General features: G+C 56.2%; 18 protein-coding genes. 16 read left to right on the top strand and 2 right to left on the bottom strand.

The window, feature by feature from the left end:
• Positions 1-42: 42 nt before the first annotated feature.
• Positions 43-624 carry a TetR family transcriptional regulator gene (locus ACXZ66_RS09275; RefSeq protein ID WP_458748319.1) on the bottom strand — a complete coding sequence of 194 codons (582 nt, stop codon included), beginning with the start codon at positions 622-624 and terminating at the stop codon, positions 43-45.
• A gap of 387 nt (positions 625-1,011) precedes the next feature.
• Between ACXZ66_RS09275 and ACXZ66_RS09270 the strand changes: the two genes are divergently transcribed.
• Positions 1,012-1,722, top strand: coding sequence for a hypothetical protein (locus ACXZ66_RS09270; protein ID WP_458748317.1), 711 nt, complete (start codon positions 1,012-1,014; stop codon positions 1,720-1,722).
• Positions 1,723-1,795: 73 nt separating this feature from the next.
• The gene (locus tag ACXZ66_RS09265; protein WP_458748315.1) at positions 1,796-2,347 is read left to right on the top strand and encodes a hypothetical protein; all 552 of its coding nucleotides are present in this window, start codon (positions 1,796-1,798) and stop codon (positions 2,345-2,347) included.
• 1 nt (position 2,348) lies between these two features.
• On the opposite strand, the gene ACXZ66_RS09260 is transcribed toward ACXZ66_RS09265, so the two are convergent.
• The gene (locus tag ACXZ66_RS09260) at positions 2,349-3,383 is read right to left on the bottom strand and encodes a YbjN domain-containing protein (RefSeq protein ID WP_458748313.1); all 1,035 of its coding nucleotides are present in this window, start codon (positions 3,381-3,383) and stop codon (positions 2,349-2,351) included.
• Between the two features lie 207 nt (positions 3,384-3,590).
• Between ACXZ66_RS09260 and hisD the strand changes: the two genes are divergently transcribed.
• The 14 genes from hisD (at position 3,591) to pyk (ending at position 16,102) form a co-directional block, all read left to right on the top strand.
• On the top strand, positions 3,591-4,934 hold the full coding sequence (hisD, locus tag ACXZ66_RS09255; protein WP_458748311.1) for a histidinol dehydrogenase: 1,344 nt from the start codon (positions 3,591-3,593) through the stop codon (positions 4,932-4,934).
• The gene (locus ACXZ66_RS09250) at positions 4,934-6,058 is read left to right on the top strand and encodes a histidinol-phosphate transaminase (RefSeq protein ID WP_458748310.1); all 1,125 of its coding nucleotides are present in this window, start codon (positions 4,934-4,936) and stop codon (positions 6,056-6,058) included. The genes hisD and ACXZ66_RS09250 overlap by 1 nt, the downstream gene beginning before the upstream one ends.
• Positions 6,059-6,060: 2 nt before the next feature.
• Positions 6,061-6,663, top strand: coding sequence for an imidazoleglycerol-phosphate dehydratase HisB (hisB, locus tag ACXZ66_RS09245; RefSeq protein ID WP_458748308.1), 603 nt, complete (start codon positions 6,061-6,063; stop codon positions 6,661-6,663).
• A complete protein-coding gene (locus ACXZ66_RS09240) occupies positions 6,664-6,870 on the top strand; it encodes a hypothetical protein (RefSeq protein WP_458748307.1) in 207 nt (68 codons plus the stop codon).
• 119 nt (positions 6,871-6,989) lie between these two features.
• Positions 6,990-8,279: an MFS transporter gene (locus tag ACXZ66_RS09235; protein WP_458748306.1), complete on the top strand. Its 1,290-nt coding sequence runs from the start codon at positions 6,990-6,992 to the stop codon at positions 8,277-8,279.
• 44 nt (positions 8,280-8,323) lie between these two features.
• Positions 8,324-8,962 carry an imidazole glycerol phosphate synthase subunit HisH gene (hisH, locus tag ACXZ66_RS09230; protein WP_458748305.1) on the top strand — a complete coding sequence of 213 codons (639 nt, stop codon included), beginning with the start codon at positions 8,324-8,326 and terminating at the stop codon, positions 8,960-8,962.
• Positions 8,963-9,004: 42 nt separating this feature from the next.
• Complete coding sequence (gene priA, locus ACXZ66_RS09225) at positions 9,005-9,742, top strand: bifunctional 1-(5-phosphoribosyl)-5-((5-phosphoribosylamino)methylideneamino)imidazole-4-carboxamide isomerase/phosphoribosylanthranilate isomerase PriA (RefSeq protein ID WP_458748303.1); 738 nt, start codon at positions 9,005-9,007, stop codon at positions 9,740-9,742.
• Between the two features lie 17 nt (positions 9,743-9,759).
• Complete coding sequence (locus ACXZ66_RS09220) at positions 9,760-10,551, top strand: inositol monophosphatase family protein (RefSeq protein ID WP_458748301.1); 792 nt, start codon at positions 9,760-9,762, stop codon at positions 10,549-10,551.
• A gap of 79 nt (positions 10,552-10,630) precedes the next feature.
• A complete protein-coding gene (gene hisF / locus ACXZ66_RS09215; protein ID WP_458748300.1) occupies positions 10,631-11,407 on the top strand; it encodes an imidazole glycerol phosphate synthase subunit HisF in 777 nt (258 codons plus the stop codon).
• A 2-nt stretch (positions 11,408-11,409) separates the two neighbouring features.
• The gene (gene hisI / locus ACXZ66_RS09210) at positions 11,410-11,790 is read left to right on the top strand and encodes a phosphoribosyl-AMP cyclohydrolase (RefSeq protein WP_458748298.1); all 381 of its coding nucleotides are present in this window, start codon (positions 11,410-11,412) and stop codon (positions 11,788-11,790) included.
• A gap of 33 nt (positions 11,791-11,823) precedes the next feature.
• The gene (locus ACXZ66_RS09205; protein ID WP_458748296.1) at positions 11,824-12,498 is read left to right on the top strand and encodes a TIGR02234 family membrane protein; all 675 of its coding nucleotides are present in this window, start codon (positions 11,824-11,826) and stop codon (positions 12,496-12,498) included.
• Between the two features lie 170 nt (positions 12,499-12,668).
• On the top strand, positions 12,669-13,484 hold the full coding sequence (locus ACXZ66_RS09200; protein WP_458748295.1) for an indole-3-glycerol phosphate synthase TrpC: 816 nt from the start codon (positions 12,669-12,671) through the stop codon (positions 13,482-13,484).
• A gap of 80 nt (positions 13,485-13,564) precedes the next feature.
• On the top strand, positions 13,565-14,563 hold the full coding sequence (gene lgt, locus ACXZ66_RS09195) for a prolipoprotein diacylglyceryl transferase (protein WP_458748294.1): 999 nt from the start codon (positions 13,565-13,567) through the stop codon (positions 14,561-14,563).
• Positions 14,564-14,674: 111 nt separating this feature from the next.
• Positions 14,675-16,102 (top strand): pyruvate kinase, encoded by a 1,428-nt coding sequence (pyk, locus tag ACXZ66_RS09190; RefSeq protein ID WP_458748292.1) that lies wholly within the window; start codon positions 14,675-14,677, stop codon positions 16,100-16,102.
• Positions 16,103-16,405 lie beyond the last annotated feature (303 nt).

The following is a 16,405-nucleotide window of genomic DNA, read 5'->3' as shown; positions in this document are numbered from 1 at the left end:
TGCTAGTGCAAGGTTGCGGGTAGTGCCGTTTCCAGTCTGGAACTACGAGTGTCGCAATCCTTGTAAAAGCAACTCAACCGACCGTCGGGAGAGTTCGACATTGGCCACAGATTCACTGTCAGGTTCGCTCTCAATTGTGCTGCTAGTTGCTCCAGTGTCGGCCGCAAACTGTTTGCTAGATTGCTCGATGAGTACCGAGCCCAGAGTGAGGTGTACAAGGCCATACGCCGCGGATCGTAGATTCGTCACATCTTCATCTTCCGATCCGAAATGAAAGCGAATAGATCGGTAAAAACTTTCCAATACTTGGGTGTGAACAATGGAATTGGGTTGAGACATTGACGCTGTGACTATTTCTGCTCCGTCACGATGCCTTAATAAACACGTCCTAAATAGTTCGGACAACTCAATGGGGGTGACAGTCTCGTCAGCGTGGTGAACATCGGCAACAATTTCTTCAGCAATGGCAGTGATGAGCTCCTGCTTATTAGCCACGTGCCAATACAACGCGCCGGGAGCCACATTGAGGTGGGACGCGACGCGGCGCATCGTCATATCGGGGAAGCCGTAGGCATCAAGGATTTCGAAGGCCGCTTCGACAATTGTCCGACGTGAGAGCTGCATAATGCTTTAGAGTACTCAACCCTGCAGTGCGGTAGCCATTCTGTTTGCATCCCATTACATCCGATTGCATTCAGGAAGAGCAGTTTCTCACAGTATTTTTTGCGAAGTATTTAAAGGAGTCATCAAGTTTGGGTTGTTAGTGTCGTGGGGTAATTGTTTTCCCTGGGGCAAGTTCGCGGCGCGAGCGGCACAGTATTTTTATTGAAGATACAAGTTTTATTGCTTGTATTAGTAATCAGATGTACATCTGAAAGATATACAACTGAATCTAGGCCGTAAGAATTTTCGTCGCAGTTGGAAGTCCTTTGAAACGAATCCGGGTATCTAAGCGATAAAACTGGTGAGTTAAGAAGGAACCAACCTTGGCCCAAATCTAGGAGTAACTACGTGAAGGTTTCAATCAAGACCAAGAAGACCCTTGCTGCTGTAGCAATGGTGGCGCCACTCGCACTCGTGGCGTGTGGCTCCGAGGGCGATGTAGCGGCGGAGTCGACTGCCGCATCATCTCCGTCCTCCGCGGCCGAGACCACAACCGCAACCAACGATAAGCAGGCCGAAGAAGAAAAGAAGGCGCAGGAAGCATCAGCAGCTGCGGAGTCTAGCAAGGCATCAGCTGCGCAGGAAGCGCCGGCTGATACCAACGCAGCAGCCAATGCAGGTCCGTCTGGCAGCGATTCAGCAGCAAATGCGGTTGACAACCCATTCGAAAATTCAAATCCGCCAGAAGCACAGGTCGCTCCTATCGAGGGTGGCCAGGCCGGAAGTGATGCTGACGCTGCAGCAATCCGCGGCACCTTAGAGGACGTGTACGCACAAAATTCCATGCACGGCATGATTCAGTCCATCGAGCGCAACACCTGTGAAAGCGTCATCCAGGCAAACGGTGGACATGAGGCGTTCAGCGTTGCAGGTATCCCAGATGTTTCCTACGCTGAAATGGGTATTGATGCCAGCCAGAATGGCGTTGATTCAGTCAGTAACGTCTTGGTCAATGGAGACCGAGCATCCGCCGACGTCACGGTACGTACTCAAGACGGCCAAGACACCACCACACAGCGCTTCCTCCATGAGGGTGGCCAGTGGAAGATGTGTGACTAAGTTGCCCCACCCAAGTCCCCTCCGAGTACGGTAGGAGACTATGTCGATTCACCAGACCCCGCTCGTGAGTTCCATGAGTTCTACACCTGCTACGAACAAGTCTCGTCGCAAAGCAATCATAGGAACCGCGGCGGGTTTGCTGTTTTTCGCCCTCGTCGCAGGCCTGATCCTCGGCGCAATATGGGGCGTGTTCCGTCCCGCGTACGTGGGCGATGTTACGAACGGGCTCTTTACCGCCAATGAAACTGAAAGTCCGAAAAACGTCGAGTTCAGCTCATTCATCTCGTTCGTCATTATCACTGGCGCGCTTGGCATCATCATTGCGATGGTGGCCTACATCAAAGTCGGCCAAGTGACAGGGGTAGGGATGCTTCTGTGGGTGGGCGTTGTCGCTCTGGCGGCCGCGTTTGCCTTCTACGTGCTCGGTAACATCGTCACAGGTCTTGTGCACCCGCTTCCGGGACACAATAGTGGAGACATGACTGGGGTACAGATTGTTCCTCCGATGCAACCCGGGGTGGGTTGGGCTGTGGCCCCGCTTCTGGCCACATTGACTTATTGGATCCTGGCTATCGTGTCCACGCCAGAACCAGAAGTGGAACCGCTGCCAGGCAGGATGATCTAGCCTAACTCGAGCTCGGCCACTCCACGATCGTCTGGCCTCGCGTTTGCGTGCTTAAGGAATCCATCGCACCAAGGATGGCAACTAGCGACGAGATTACGAAGTGACTGCGTTGGTCAAGCGCTAAGCCCTGAGTGATGTCGCAGGTAGTTTCCACGTGCAATAACACTGTTTCGCCTTCCATGCGCGTGTAGGCGGTGGTATTGACAGATTTCTCGTTGTGATCATTGCAGGCGAGCCAAAGATCGAGGAAGTTTTCTGGTTTAAAGTCCGTGATCCAGCCACCGGTAATCCGGAAATAGGCATTCGAATCCACGCAGAGAGCAAACCCCACACCGTTGACGGCTGTGGAGACGATTTCTTGCTCATCAACGGCATAGCTGAATTCGAGCTGGTCAAGGGGCTCAACAACGTGATCGAACTCAAATTCTTCGATCGGCTCATTGGGAGAGATCTCCGCAAGATCCGGTGCCGTGAACACATCCGGCTCCTCTCCCCGGGGAAGATGGCGCCTCATGGGATGGGGCCCGTGGAGAGCGAAGTGGTCTTCTTCCTGGATCATTGTTTCGGGGAGGCTGAAGTGGTCGTCGTCAAGCTCAAACTCTGCTTTCAACTCCCGATAGAACGAGCCGATTGCATGGAGCGCCCCGCCGAGAAAGGCCTGCAGCTGATTATCGGAGAGCCCGCACTTGATAAAAGCCGAGCTGCGGGTGTGCACGTCGATGTTGCCGGCATCAGTGAGCGCATAGGAAACGGAGGGGGCGATGCGCTCCATATTCCAAGAATCCAAAAATTCTGCGAGCGCGCTGGCGCAATCAAGGTGCATGGGCACACGTGCCCGTGAATCTATGACGAGTGAAAGGGGAACGGAATAGTCGATCCATGCCGTTGCCATGTAGTCGTGGCCAGAAATAACGAGGCGATCGAAGCCTAACTCAGACTCGAAACCGAGCCCATAAAGTGCACTATGAACTCGTTCAATGTCAATGTCGCGGGCTTGCCCCAATTCAGCTGGATCGGGGGCGCGATGTCGTCCCAATGTATCTCGCCTCCTTATGTTTCATTCAGTCTAGTGCTTCGCTTCCATGTGATCTATCCCCAATATCGTGTACCCGCGCTCTCATGCCGAGGCGATTTTGGGCTAAAACACTCCTAAAACACTTCCTGTCTACTCTGGTGCATACAATAAGGGGAGTATTACCGCGCTGGATTTGACCAGTGCTCCGCCACGCTGAGGAGAATATTCATGCTGAAAGTGACCGACCTTCGTGGTCGCACACCCTCTACATCCGAACTTCGTCGCGTTTTGCCTCGCGGTGGAACTGATGTGAATGCAGTGTTGCCTACCGTAACGCCGATTGTTGAGGATGTGAAGAGTCACGGCGCGAAGAAGTCCCTCGAGTATGGTCAGAAGTTCGACGGGATTACCCCGGAGTCAGTCCGTGTGCCTCAAAATGTCATTGACGCTGCACTAGACGGCATTAGTGACGAGGTCCGAGAGGCCCTTGAGCAGGCGATCGCCAGGATCCGGAAGGTGCACGCGGAGCAAAAGCCCGAAGCACACACCACCGAATTGGCTCCAGGCGCCACCGTTACTGAAAAGTTCATTCCAGTGCAGCGCGTGGGACTCTATGTCCCGGGTGGCGAGGCCGTGTACCCATCGTCAGTGCTGATGAACGTGATTCCGGCGCAGGAAGCTGGCACCGAAACGATGGTTGTGGCCACCCCTCCCCAGGAGGCATTCGGCGGTTGGCCACATCCCACGATTTTGGCTGCCTGCAAACTGCTTGGCGTCGATGAGATCTGGGCCGTCGGTGGCGCTCAAGCCGTGGCATTGATGGCTTACGGTGACGATGAGGCAGGCCTTGAGCCAGTAGACATGATCACGGGCCCAGGCAACATCTTTGTTACCGCCGCGAAGCGCCTGGTCAACGGTGTCGTGGGAATTGATGCGGAGGCAGGCCCTTCGGAAATTGCCATCGTCGCGGACTCCACGGCGGACCCGGTGTACCTCGCCTATGACCTGATCAGCCAGGCCGAGCATGATCTGCTTGCCGCATCCGTACTGATCACCGATTCCGAAGAGTTGGCCACCAAGGTCAACGCCGAGATTGAGGCACGCTACACCGTCACGCTGAATGCCGAGCGCGTCAAGGCAGCATTGACAGGTCAGCAGTCAGGCATTGTGCTTGTCGACGATTTGGCGGCCTCCATTGCCGTCGCGGATGCGTATGCCGCTGAGCACCTTGAGATCCACACTGCCAATGCTCGCGAGGTAGCCGAGCAGATTTCCAACGCCGGCGCGATTTTCGTTGGCCCTTACTCGCCTGTGCCACTGGGTGATTACGCAGCAGGCTCCAACCACGTCCTGCCCACCTCGGGTACGGCGCGCTTCTCCTCGGGCCTGTCTACCCACACCTTCTTGCGCGCCGTCAACCTCATCGAATACGACGAGGTGGCACTCAAAGAAATCGGCCCGCACATCATTGTTTTGTCCGAGGATGAGCAGTTGCCAGCACACGGCGAGGCGATTCGCGCCCGCTACGAGGTCACTGAAAAGTTCACTGATTCAGAAGGGGAGAGCAACTAATGGAATTTCGTGAAGGCACGCTCGCACCTAAGACAACCATCGGCGAGCTTCCACTCCGCGAAGAACTCCGTGGCCAGACCGCCTACGGTGCACCACAGCTCAATGTTGCTGTTCAATTGAACACCAACGAGAATCCTTACTCGCCCTCGCAGGCACTTATCGACGATTTGGTCGCGGAAGTAAGCAAACTCGCCTCCACACTGAACCGCTACCCCGAGCGCGACTCGGTGGAGCTGCGCACATCTTTGGCGGAGTACATCTCAACCCAGACGGGCGTCACGGTCACGAAGGACAACCTCTGGGCTGCCAACGGTTCCAACGAAATCCTGCAGCAGCTGCTCCAGGCATTTGGTGGGCCAGGCCGCAAGGCCATGGGCTTTACCCCCAGCTACTCCATGCACCCCATTTTGTCTGCGGGAACCCAAACAGAATTCATTGAGGTCCCACGCGGCGAGGATTTCCGCATCGATCTCGATTCGGCGATCGCAGCTATTTCCGAGCACGCACCCGACGTCATCTTCGTCACCAGCCCGAATAACCCAACCGGCGATGTGACCAGCTTGGATGATATCGCCCGCATCATTGAGGCGGCGCCGGGCATCGTTATTGTCGACGAGGCCTACGCCGAGTTTTCGCCCTCGCCATCGGCGGTGACCTTGCTGGATAAGTACCCGACGAAGCTGGTTGTCTCGCGCACAATGAGCAAGGCCTTCGACTTTGCTGGTGGCAGGTTGGGTTACTTCGTCGCAGCGCCGGCATTTATCGAAGCCGTGATGCTGGTTCGCTTGCCCTACCACCTTTCGGTGTTGTCTCAGACGGCCGCAATCGTGGCGCTGCGCCACTCAGACGATACCTTGGCCACCGTGGACAAACTCGCGAAGGAGCGCGATCGAGTCCAGGCAGGGTTGACTGAGCTGGGGTATCAAGTTGTGCCGAGTGAGTCGAATTTCTTGTTCTTCGGCAATTTCAACGATTCCGCGGCTGCCTGGCAGGCGTTCTTGGACGAAGGCGTCTTAATCCGCGACGTTGGGGTACCTGGGCACCTGCGCGTTACTATTGGCCTTGATACTGAAAATGAGCAGTTCTTAAAGGCTGCTGCGATTGTGAAAGAGAAGGGGCTGTAACTGTGGCCGACCGCATTGGAAAATCGATCCGCACCACAAGCGAATCCGATATTTCCGTAGAGATCAACCTGGATGGAACGGGCAAGACCGATATTTCGACCGGACTGCCGTTCTTCGACCACATGCTTACAGCTTTTGGAACACACGGTTCCTTTGACCTGACGGTCCACGCACAAGGCGACACGGAAATCGACGCACACCACACCGTCGAAGACACTGCGATCGTGCTTGGTTGGGCTCTCCTCGATGCGGTCGGGGACAAGAAGGGAATTCGCCGCTTCGGCTCCATGCAATTGCCGATGGATGAAACCCTGGTCGAGGCAGTAGTGGACATCTCCGGACGCCCCTACTTTGTGATGAATGGTGAGCCCGAGAACATGGAATGGCAGATCATTGGTGGGCACTATGCCACTGTGATCAATCGCCACTTTTTCGAAACACTAGCCTACAATTCCCGCATCACCTTGCACGTCAATTGCAAGTACGGTCGGGATCCACACCACATCACTGAGGCTGAATACAAGGCTGTGGCGCGTGCACTGCGCGAAGCTACTGAGCTAGACCCACGAGTGACGGGCGTGCCGTCCACCAAGGGAGCTCTCTAAGTGGTTGAAGTGTTAGCTCAAGATTCGCCGAGTGTCGGTGGCAGCATGTTCATCTGGATTTTGTTCATTATCGCCGGCATACTCGTCGGTGGAGCATGGTCCGCTTATCAAAACGGTTCCAAAGGAGCCACCATGGTCATGGCGGTGCTTGCGGCAGCAGCACTGTTGATCGCATTGCTCAATTTGTTTAATGCAATGCCCATTTAGCCATAAAGTCATATCTAGCTTCATCTTTGCTATCCTTGCTCAGGAAACTCCCTCGGACATCCGGGGGAGCACTCTTGTTTAGAGGTTTAGTGGTTGATTGAGAGGAGAGACGAGGCGACGTGGCAACTCAGCGTATGTCCCGCGAAGAGATCGAAAAGCTCGATAGCATCTGGAAGGCGCCGGGCTTCATCCCGACTCTCATCGCAGTTGCCTCGGCATTTGGTGCTTGGGCCCTTTTGCTTCCGGTACTTCCCGTAGCCGTTCTCGATTCGGGCGGGGATGCCACATTAGCCGGTGCAACCACCGGCGTATTCATGCTGGCAACCGTGCTGACGCAGATGATCACCCCACGTCTATTGCGCGGAGTCGGGTACACGCCCGTCATGGTCGTTGCTGCTTTTCTGTTGGGAGTGCCCGCCCTTGGGCACATGATCAGCATGGAAGCAGCAGTCGTGCTATTTTTCAGCGCGCTCAGAGGCGTGGGATTCGGCGCCATTACTGTTGCGGAATCGGCCCTTGTGGCAGAGCTTGTTCCTTCCAGATTCCTCGGCAAGGCCACCGGCATGCTCGGTGTTTTCGTCGGTCTTGCACAAATGATCTTCCTTCCCATCGGCCTGGCTATGGCAGAGCCCTTTGGCTACAACTCGGTCTACATTTTGGCAGCTGTTATCGCGTTGGTTGCGGCCGTCATGTGCTTGCGGATCCCAAATTTGCGGGCAGCGCCGGCGGAACCACGCCATTCGTCGTCAAGCGAAAATCATGTGCCCATGTGGAAGCTTGTTCTTGTGCCTGCGCTCACGCTGACCACGCTTTCTATGGGATACGGCTTGATTACGTCGTTTTTGCCTGCGCTGATTCGCGAATCGGAGGCGGGCGGGGGCGCGGCGCTAGGTGGTGTGATCCTCTCGATTACGGGCGCTGCGGCCATGATTGTGCGCTATGTGGTTGGTGTTGTGGCCGATAAGCGTGGAGTACCGGGCACGATGATGCTTCCTGCGCAGATCAGCGCCTTTTTGGGTCTGGTGTTGATCGTGGTGATTATAGTCACGGGTGCGCCGATGTGGTGGATGGTGCTCGCTGCGATTTTGTACGGCGGTGGCTTCGGTGCGGTACAAAACGAATCCTTGTTGACGATGTTCCACCGCCTGCCGCGCTCAAAGGTCTCGGAGGCCTCGGCGATATGGAATATTTTCTTCGACGGCGGAACCGGTCTGGGCTCGACGATTTTGGGCTTCGTGGTGGCGGTCTCGGGATACCCCGGGGCGTTTTCTGCAGGGGCGACGATCGTCGCGTTTGGTATCGTGATGACCTTGCTTGATCGCTTCATTGGTGCACACCGGGTGGCCGAATACAACAACATTTCCACCCGGTTGAAGCAGGTCGGGCGGAAGTCGGATCCGTCGAAATAGACCGAGAATTCGCGGGGTTGACACGACGGTTTAAACTGAACGCTATGACCCTCAATGTTGCAGTTTTAGATTACGGCTCCGGAAATTTGCGTTCAGTCCAGCGTGCACTTGAGCACGTCGGCGCACACGTGGAAGTCACTTCCGATCCGAAAGTTGCAATTGAGGCCGACGGTTTGGTTGTGCCAGGCGTGGGTGCCTACGCGGCATGCATGAAGGGCCTCAACGAAATTAGGGGAGCCCGGATTATTGGTCAGCGCATTGCTGGTTCCCGTCCGGTGTTAGGCATTTGTGTCGGTCTGCAGATCCTTTTTGAAAAAGGCGTCGAGCATGGCGTGGAAACCGACGGAACCGGCGAATGGCCGGGTGTGGTCGATCGCTTAGATGCCAAGATTTTGCCGCACATGGGCTGGAACACCGTCGATTTGGCTGCAGATTCTGAACTATTTGCAGGGCTGAGCGAGACGGACCGATTCTATTTCGTGCACTCCTACGGCGTGCAGAAGTGGGAGATGGAGGACCAAGACTTCATCGCCCCGGCCAAGGTGAGCTGGACAAACCACGAAAATGCTCGTTTCGTCGCGGCCGTGGAAAACGGCCCGCTCTGGGCGACACAATTCCACCCGGAAAAGTCCGGCGACGTTGGATTACACCTGTTGAAGAACTGGACTGCCACGTTGAGCTAGGACTACGGGGGAGTTGTCGAGTCCGTGTCCTAAACTGTAAGCATGACTTTTACATTGCTCCCTGCGGTGGACGTTGTTGACGGACAAGCAGTCCGGTTGGATCAAGGCGAAGCTGGCACCGAGAAGAACTATGGCTCCCCCCTGGAGGCCGCGCTGGCGTGGCAGGAGCAGGGAGCGGAGTGGCTGCACTTCGTGGACCTTGATGCAGCATTTGGCCGTGGCTCCAACCATGAGCTGATGGCTGAAATTACCCGCAAGCTGGATATCAATGTGGAGCTTACCGGCGGGATCCGCGACGATGCTTCTCTGGAACGGGCCCTGGCCACCGGAGCAAAGCGCGTCAATATCGGCACGGCAGCGCTGCAAAACCCCGAGTGGATGATCGAAGTGCTGGGGAAGTACGCCGACAAGGTCGCCATCGACATTGCTGTGCGTGAAGAAAACGGTGAGTGGCGTACCAAAGGCAACGGTTGGACCTCGGACGGGGGCGATTTGTGGGAGGTCCTCGAGCGATTCGATGCCGCAGGATGTAGTCGCTTTGTGGTCACTGATGTGTCCAAGGACGGCACTCTGGCTGGGCCGAATATTGAACTGCTGCGAGAAGTTTCCGCTGCTACTGACGCTGCAGTGACGGCATCGGGTGGCATTTCTTCTCTGGAAGATGTCCTCGAAGTTGCCAAATACGAAGACGAAGGCATTGATTCAGTAATTATTGGGAAAGCACTTTACGAAAAGCGATTCACCCTCCGTGAGGCACTTTCAGCCGTGAAGTCTATTTAGTGGTCTAGAGTATCTACATGATTGATTACAGCGCCCAACTCTCACTGGCAAATGATGTGGTGAGCAAAGCCAGCGACGTGTTCGTCGCCGGTGTGGGTGCTGCGCCAGTTTTATTAAAAGGCCGCGGCGATTTTGCCACAGAGGTCGATCTCTCCATTGAAAAATACATCCGGGAGCGGTTGACCGCTGAATCGGAATACCCTGTCTACGGTGAAGAACAAGGCGGAAAATTCACCCCCGAAGGCTGCTGGGTCATCGATCCGGTGGACGGAACAACAAATTTCGCCTCAGGGAACCCCAATTGCGCGATCCTCTTGTCGTTGATCATTGACAATGAGCCCGTGGTTGCGGTCACTGCAATGCCACTTCTTAAGATGCACCTCTCCACGATGCTAGGACGCCCAGTCTCGCTCAATGGTGAAGAGCTTCCTCCGCTTGTCGACGAAGTCCCGATCGCCTCCCACGTAGGCATGGGAACAATCGGTTCCCCGGACTCGCAGCGTTTTCCAGCAGAGTATCGGCTGCGTTTGGCTGGCTGGCTTTCGGCTACGCAGTTGCGTCCGCGTGTAACGGGCTCTGTAGGGGTCGACCTTGGCTTTTTGGCACAGGGTATCTATCAGGCAGCCGTGAGTTTCTCCCCGCATGTGTGGGACAATGCGGCCGGAGTTCTGCTGGCGCGCAATGCAGGCGCGGTGGTCACTGATGGGCTCGGCGAACCGTGGCATCCACAATCCCTCGGAGTGATCGCTGGTACCCCGCATGCGCATAAAGTCATCATGGATACCATTCACACCATCGTTAAAAATTAAGAGCGCCCCTTGTTCGGGCCCAAGAAACTTCAAAATCTTCAAGCGAAAAATACACTACAAAGAGAGTTTTGGTCATCACATGGCTGTTGCAATTCGTGTCATCCCTTGCCTCGACGTGGACAACGGGCGCGTTGTCAAAGGCGTCAACTTTGAAAACCTCCGTGACGCCGGAGACCCAGTCGAGCTCGCCCAGCGCTACGGGCAGGAAGGTGCCGATGAGCTCACATTCCTTGATGTCACCGCCTCCAAAGCGGGTAGGGGCACCATGCTTGATGTGGTTCGTCGCACCGCGAACGAGGTCTTTATTCCACTCACAGTAGGCGGTGGCGTGCGTACCGTCGATGATGTAAACGAGCTGCTGCGTGCTGGCGCGGACAAGGTGAGCGTGAACACCGCAGCAATTGCGAAACCGGAGATCTTGCGCGAGATGGCGCAGCGCTTTGGTTCGCAGTGCATCGTGTTATCCGTGGATGCACGCCGCGTTCCCGAGGGCGGCCAGCCACAACCTTCAGGTTTTGAGGTCACCACACATGGCGGCTCAAAGTCGGCGGGCATCGACGCAATCGAGTGGGCCAAGAAGGGCGAGGAACTCGGCGTAGGCGAGATTCTGCTCAACTCCATGGACGGCGACGGCACCAAAGAGGGCTTTGATATCGAGCTGATTGAAAAGGTTCGCGCGGCCGTGAATATTCCAGTGATCGCCTCTGGTGGAGCAGGCGCACCCGAGCATTTCCCTCCAGCGGTGGCAGCCGGCGCAAATGCTGTTTTGGCCGCGTCGATTTTCCATTTCGGCGAGGTTTCCATCTCCGAGGTCAAAGACGCCCTGGAAAATGCGGGATATGAGGTACGAAAGTAATAATGAGCGAAAACCCAAGTAAAAACCTAAGTAATAACCCTGCCGATTACGAGCTAGACCCAGCGATTGCCGCCCGCCTGAAGCCGAACGAGCAGGGCCTTGTTGCTGCGATCGTACAGGCCAACGGCACCGGCGAGGTGCTCATGATGGCCTGGATGGACGAGCACGCACTCGCCTATACCCTGGAGCGCAAGCAGGGCACCTATTATTCGCGTTCGCGCCAAGAATACTGGATTAAGGGGCTCACAAGTGGCCACACTCAAGAAGTCACCGGCGTGCGCCTAGACTGCGACGGGGACACTATCTTGGTCACGGTCAATCAAGTTGGTGGCGCGTGCCATACTGGCAATCGCACCTGCTTTGATGCAGATCAGTTGTTGTGAGCTAGTTTCTTAGATGCAGGAAAGGAAAGCTCAGTGAGCGAACGAGTGAGCGAACAGAAAGTGGACAAAGGGCTGTCCCGTCAAGGCGCGCTGGCACTTGGAATCGGTGCACTGATTATGTGGGCCGGTTCGCGGATGAAGTGGCTTTCTGTGACCTATTTCGACGACCGATCGGGATCCGGCACGATCGAGCTTACCGGTGCTGTGTGGTCCACCGAGGTCACCGCAGTCATCCTTTTGTTGCTCGCTGGCATGATCGCGGGTTTCGTCGTGCGCAAATGGGGTCGCCGCATCATCGGGGCGATCAGTGCCCTTGCTGCGGTCGGAGCGATGGTCTCGCCTCTGAGCCTGTTCTTCGGCACGCCTGACGCGGAGCGCGCTCATAGCCTGCTCACATCGGGCGCTGCGAGCCAGCGTGCGTCCAACCCTGTCTCCATCGCAGAGTGGGCCAGCATCTCCGACATTTCCGTCAACATAGCCGGACCAGTCCTGGTGGTCGTGGGGGCACTCATAGCAGTCATTGGTGGCCTCGCCATGGCCGCACGCCCAGGCGGGGATTCACGGAAGCTCAATAAGTACGAAACGGCTGCCATGCGCCGAGAGAAGCTTCACGACGATTTGGAGTCCACGCCCGACTCGGGCCGGGTCATGTGGGACGCCCTCGACGCCGACATTGATCCCACCGACCGAGACCCGAAGAAGCCCTAGTTAGCGCACGCCAAAGCGCAAGAGCTAGGGGCGAAACGTGGTGCAATTCACCCGCTGATTTACCCCCGCAAGGTAAACAGCAGGCAACACGATTTTCTGTCTATACCAGTGACCCGCTAGCCTTACTTCTTAAGCGAAGACCCTGTTTTTGGATTGGCAGGAGGTGGGTCATGACGGCATTATCCAATGTCAGCGACATCGTTTCTGGCGTTCTAGCCGATGTAGCGAAGCGCGAGGCCGAAGTGCCGTTCCAAGAAATCAAAGCCCAATCACGGGATATGGCCCCAACCCGCGACGTTCGCTCCGCGATATTGCGTCCAGGGTGTGGCGTGATCGTTGAGATCAAACGCACTTCTCCTGTTTTCGGCCCCACTGGTATTTCCTCTTCTATTGCGAGCGTTGCGCGCGACATTGAGGCCGGTGGGGCTCATTTGATTGCGTGCCAAACAGAACGGTTGCGATTCGGCGGTTCCCTCATTGACATGGCCACTGCACGAGAAGCCGTGGATCTGCCCATGGTGTGCCGCGACATCATCTTGGACCCCTACCAAATCCACGAGGCGCGCTGCTATGGGGCAGACATGATTCCGCTCCAGGTTGGCCTCATGGATCAACACCGCCTCGAGAGTCTGCTCGATCGCATCGAGTCCCTCGGCATGGAATGTATGGCCGAGGTCCGTACTGCAGAAGAAGCCGACCGAGCACTAAAAGCAGGCGCAGGCATCATTGCCGTTAATTCGTGGTCCTTCGATACCAATGATCTGGATCGTGAGGCCTTCTCACAGATCGAGCCCGGCCTGCCCTCAGAGGTGCTCAAAGTCAGCCTCGGAGGTGTGCGCAACGGCAAGGACGTCATTGCCGCGGCCTCCCAAGGCGCTGACGTTGTCCTCGCAGCGGAATCGGTGATGAGCGACGAGGATATCCGGATGGCCACCATGCGCTTGTCCGCAGCAGGTCAACACCCTGCGTGCCCCTCGCGCCGCTAGCTTTTGCGGGAAAACGGTTGCGGGCAGGCGGGGTAGGTGATGTCTCGCAAAATGCCAAGCGTTAGGGCACACTGAAAGACGTGCAAAATATGATTCTGGCCAATATTCCATCACCACCTCAAGGCGTATGGCAGCTAGGGCCGATCCCAGTGCGCGCGTATGCCTTGTGCATCATCGTCGGCATGCTGGTGGCGTTGTGGCTGACCGTTCGTCGTTACCGGGCAAAGGGCGGTGACGCGGATGTGGTCTGGGACGCAGCCATCGTCGCTATCCCGATGGGCATTATCGGTGGCCGCTTGTACCACGTGATCACGGACTACGATAAGTACTTCGGACCAGGCAAAAACCCGTGGGACGCTTTTAACATCACCGCTGGTGGCTTGGGTATCTGGGGCGCAGTAGCGCTCGGTGGCATTGGAGTGTGGATCTTGTTCCGCATCAAGAAGCTGCCTCTCGGCCCCTTTGCGGATGCGGTGGCTCCCGGAATCATCTTGGCCCAGGGCATTGGACGGTTGGGCAACTGGTTCAACCAGGAAATCTATGGCCGGCCGACCGATCTACCGTGGGCGCTTGATATTTACTATCGCGTCGACGAGAACGGCGACTTCGCCCCACTGACTGGGCGCTCTACAGGTGAAATCATCACCTCCGTGCACCCCACCTTCCTCTATGAGCTGTTGTGGAACGTAGCCGTGTTCTTCTTCCTGTTGTGGGCAGAGCGCCGCTTCCGCCTCGGCCACGGCCGCGTTTTCGCGCTCTACGTCGCGGGCTACACATTGGGCAGGTTCTGGATTGAGCTGATGCGTTCCGACGATGCCACGTTGATCCTGGGGTTGCGCGTGAATACCTGGGTGTCAGCCATCGTGTTCATTGGTGCACTGGTGGTCTTCTTCATGTTGCCGAAGGGGCAAGAAACTCCCGAGGAAGTTGACCCAAGAAACGCGCTGGAAAACGCAGATGGAGGTTCTGACGGTGCAGGTCAAGGGGCTGGTGGCGCTGCCTTGAAGAAGAAAGAATCAGCGGGGAACAACGTCAGTTCGTCGACAAGCAATAAAGCAAGTAAACGCTCAAAAGGGTAGCGTAGGAAGCGTCCTGTAGTTTGTCCTGATGTTTGGCTGAGCGATCTTAATTTTCGCCTTTTTAACCTGCTTAGCCTGTAGGTCATATCAAATTAGACTAGGTTGGTAACTGTGGATAGAAGAACAAAAATCGTATGTACGCTTGGCCCTGCAGTGGCAAGCAAAGAGGCAATCCTGGGGCTGGTCAACGACGGCATGAATGTCGCTCGTTTGAACTTTTCCCACGGTGAGCACGCCGATCATGAGCAGAACTACAACTGGGTCCGTGAGGCCACCGACGAAACTGGTCACGCGGTGGGCATCCTCGCCGACCTGCAGGGCCCTAAGATCCGCCTCGGTCGCTTCAAGGAAGGCAAGACCGTTTGGGCGAACGACGAGATCGTTCGCATCACCGTCGATGATATCGAGGGCACCCACGATCGTGTTTCCACCACCTACAAGAACCTCGCCAATGACGCGAAGCCAGGCGATCGCTTGCTTGTCGACGATGGCAAGGTTGGCCTGATCTGCGTCGAAGTCGACGGCAACGATGTTGTTTGCCGCGTGACCGAGGGCGGACCAGTATCCAACAACAAGGGTGTTTCCCTGCCAGGCATGGACATCTCGGTTCCAGCACTGTCCGAAAAGGATATCGCTGACCTCAAGTTCGCCCTGAACCTGGGCGTAGATTTCATTGCTTTGTCCTTCGTGCGTTCCCCATCCGATGTGGACCTGGTCCACGAGGTAATGGAGGAAGTTGGACGCTTCGTCCCAGTCATTGCCAAGCTGGAGAAGCCAGAGGCAGTCGACGCACTCGAGTCCATCATTCTGGCATTCGACGCGATCATGGTTGCCCGCGGCGACCTTGGCGTTGAGATCGCTCTGGAGCAGGTGCCTTTGGTGCAGAAGCGCGCAATCCAGATCGCACGCGAGAACGCGAAGCCAGTTATCGTGGCAACCCAGATGCTTGATTCCATGATTGAGAACTCCCGCCCAACGCGCGCGGAAGCCTCTGACGTTGCAAACGCAGTGCTTGATGGTGCTGACGCTGTCATGCTCTCCGGTGAGACCTCTGTGGGCAAGGACCCACACAACGTTGTGCGCACCATGGCGCGTATCGTTCGCGTAGCAGAGGACACGGGCAAGGTTCCGCCGCTGAACCACATCCCTCGCACCAAGCGTGGCGTGATCTCTTACTCCGCACGTGACATTGCTGAGCGTTTGAATGCGAAGGCAATCGTGGCGTTTACCACTTCCGGTGACACCGCTCGTCGTATTGCTCGCCTCCACTCGGGTCTGCCACTTTTGGTATTCACCCCTCGCCAGGAAGTTCGCTCCCAGCTCGCGCTGACCTGGGGCGCGGAGACCTTCCTGTGTCGTGAGGTCACCGACACCGATGACATGATTAGCGTCGTCGACGAGTCGCTGATCAACATCGACGATTACCACGAGGGCGACACAATGGTCGTCGTTGCTGGTACCCCTCCTGGGGTCTCCGGTACCACGAACATGATCCACGTCCACAAGCTGGGCGAGGACACTCGTAAGCCGAAGAAGTAGGTCAGCGGCGAGCCCTTCGGGCCCGTTTAGCAGTGAAATCTCGCAACATCGTTTCGTTTTCCGACGGTGTTGCGAGTTTTTTTATTTGAATCTTTAATGAGGTGCACTTTGCAAGATATCACCTTTATCTGACCTGGGGTTTTAGTTTTCGTCCGACGTTAGGTCCGCAGAGGTTGTCGTCGTAAAGCGAAAAACCGGACCTAACGCACGGCGAAATATAAAAGCCCAGGTCGCTGTGAACAAAGAATTGCAAAGTGCACCTAGTGGGGCGCAACCAAGGAAAAAGCCGGTCTCGTGGCAATG

The organism is Corynebacterium sp. S7 (genome assembly GCF_054401105.1).
Note: the sequence above shows the minus strand (reverse complement) of the source record. Positions and strands in the feature narration are given on the sequence as shown.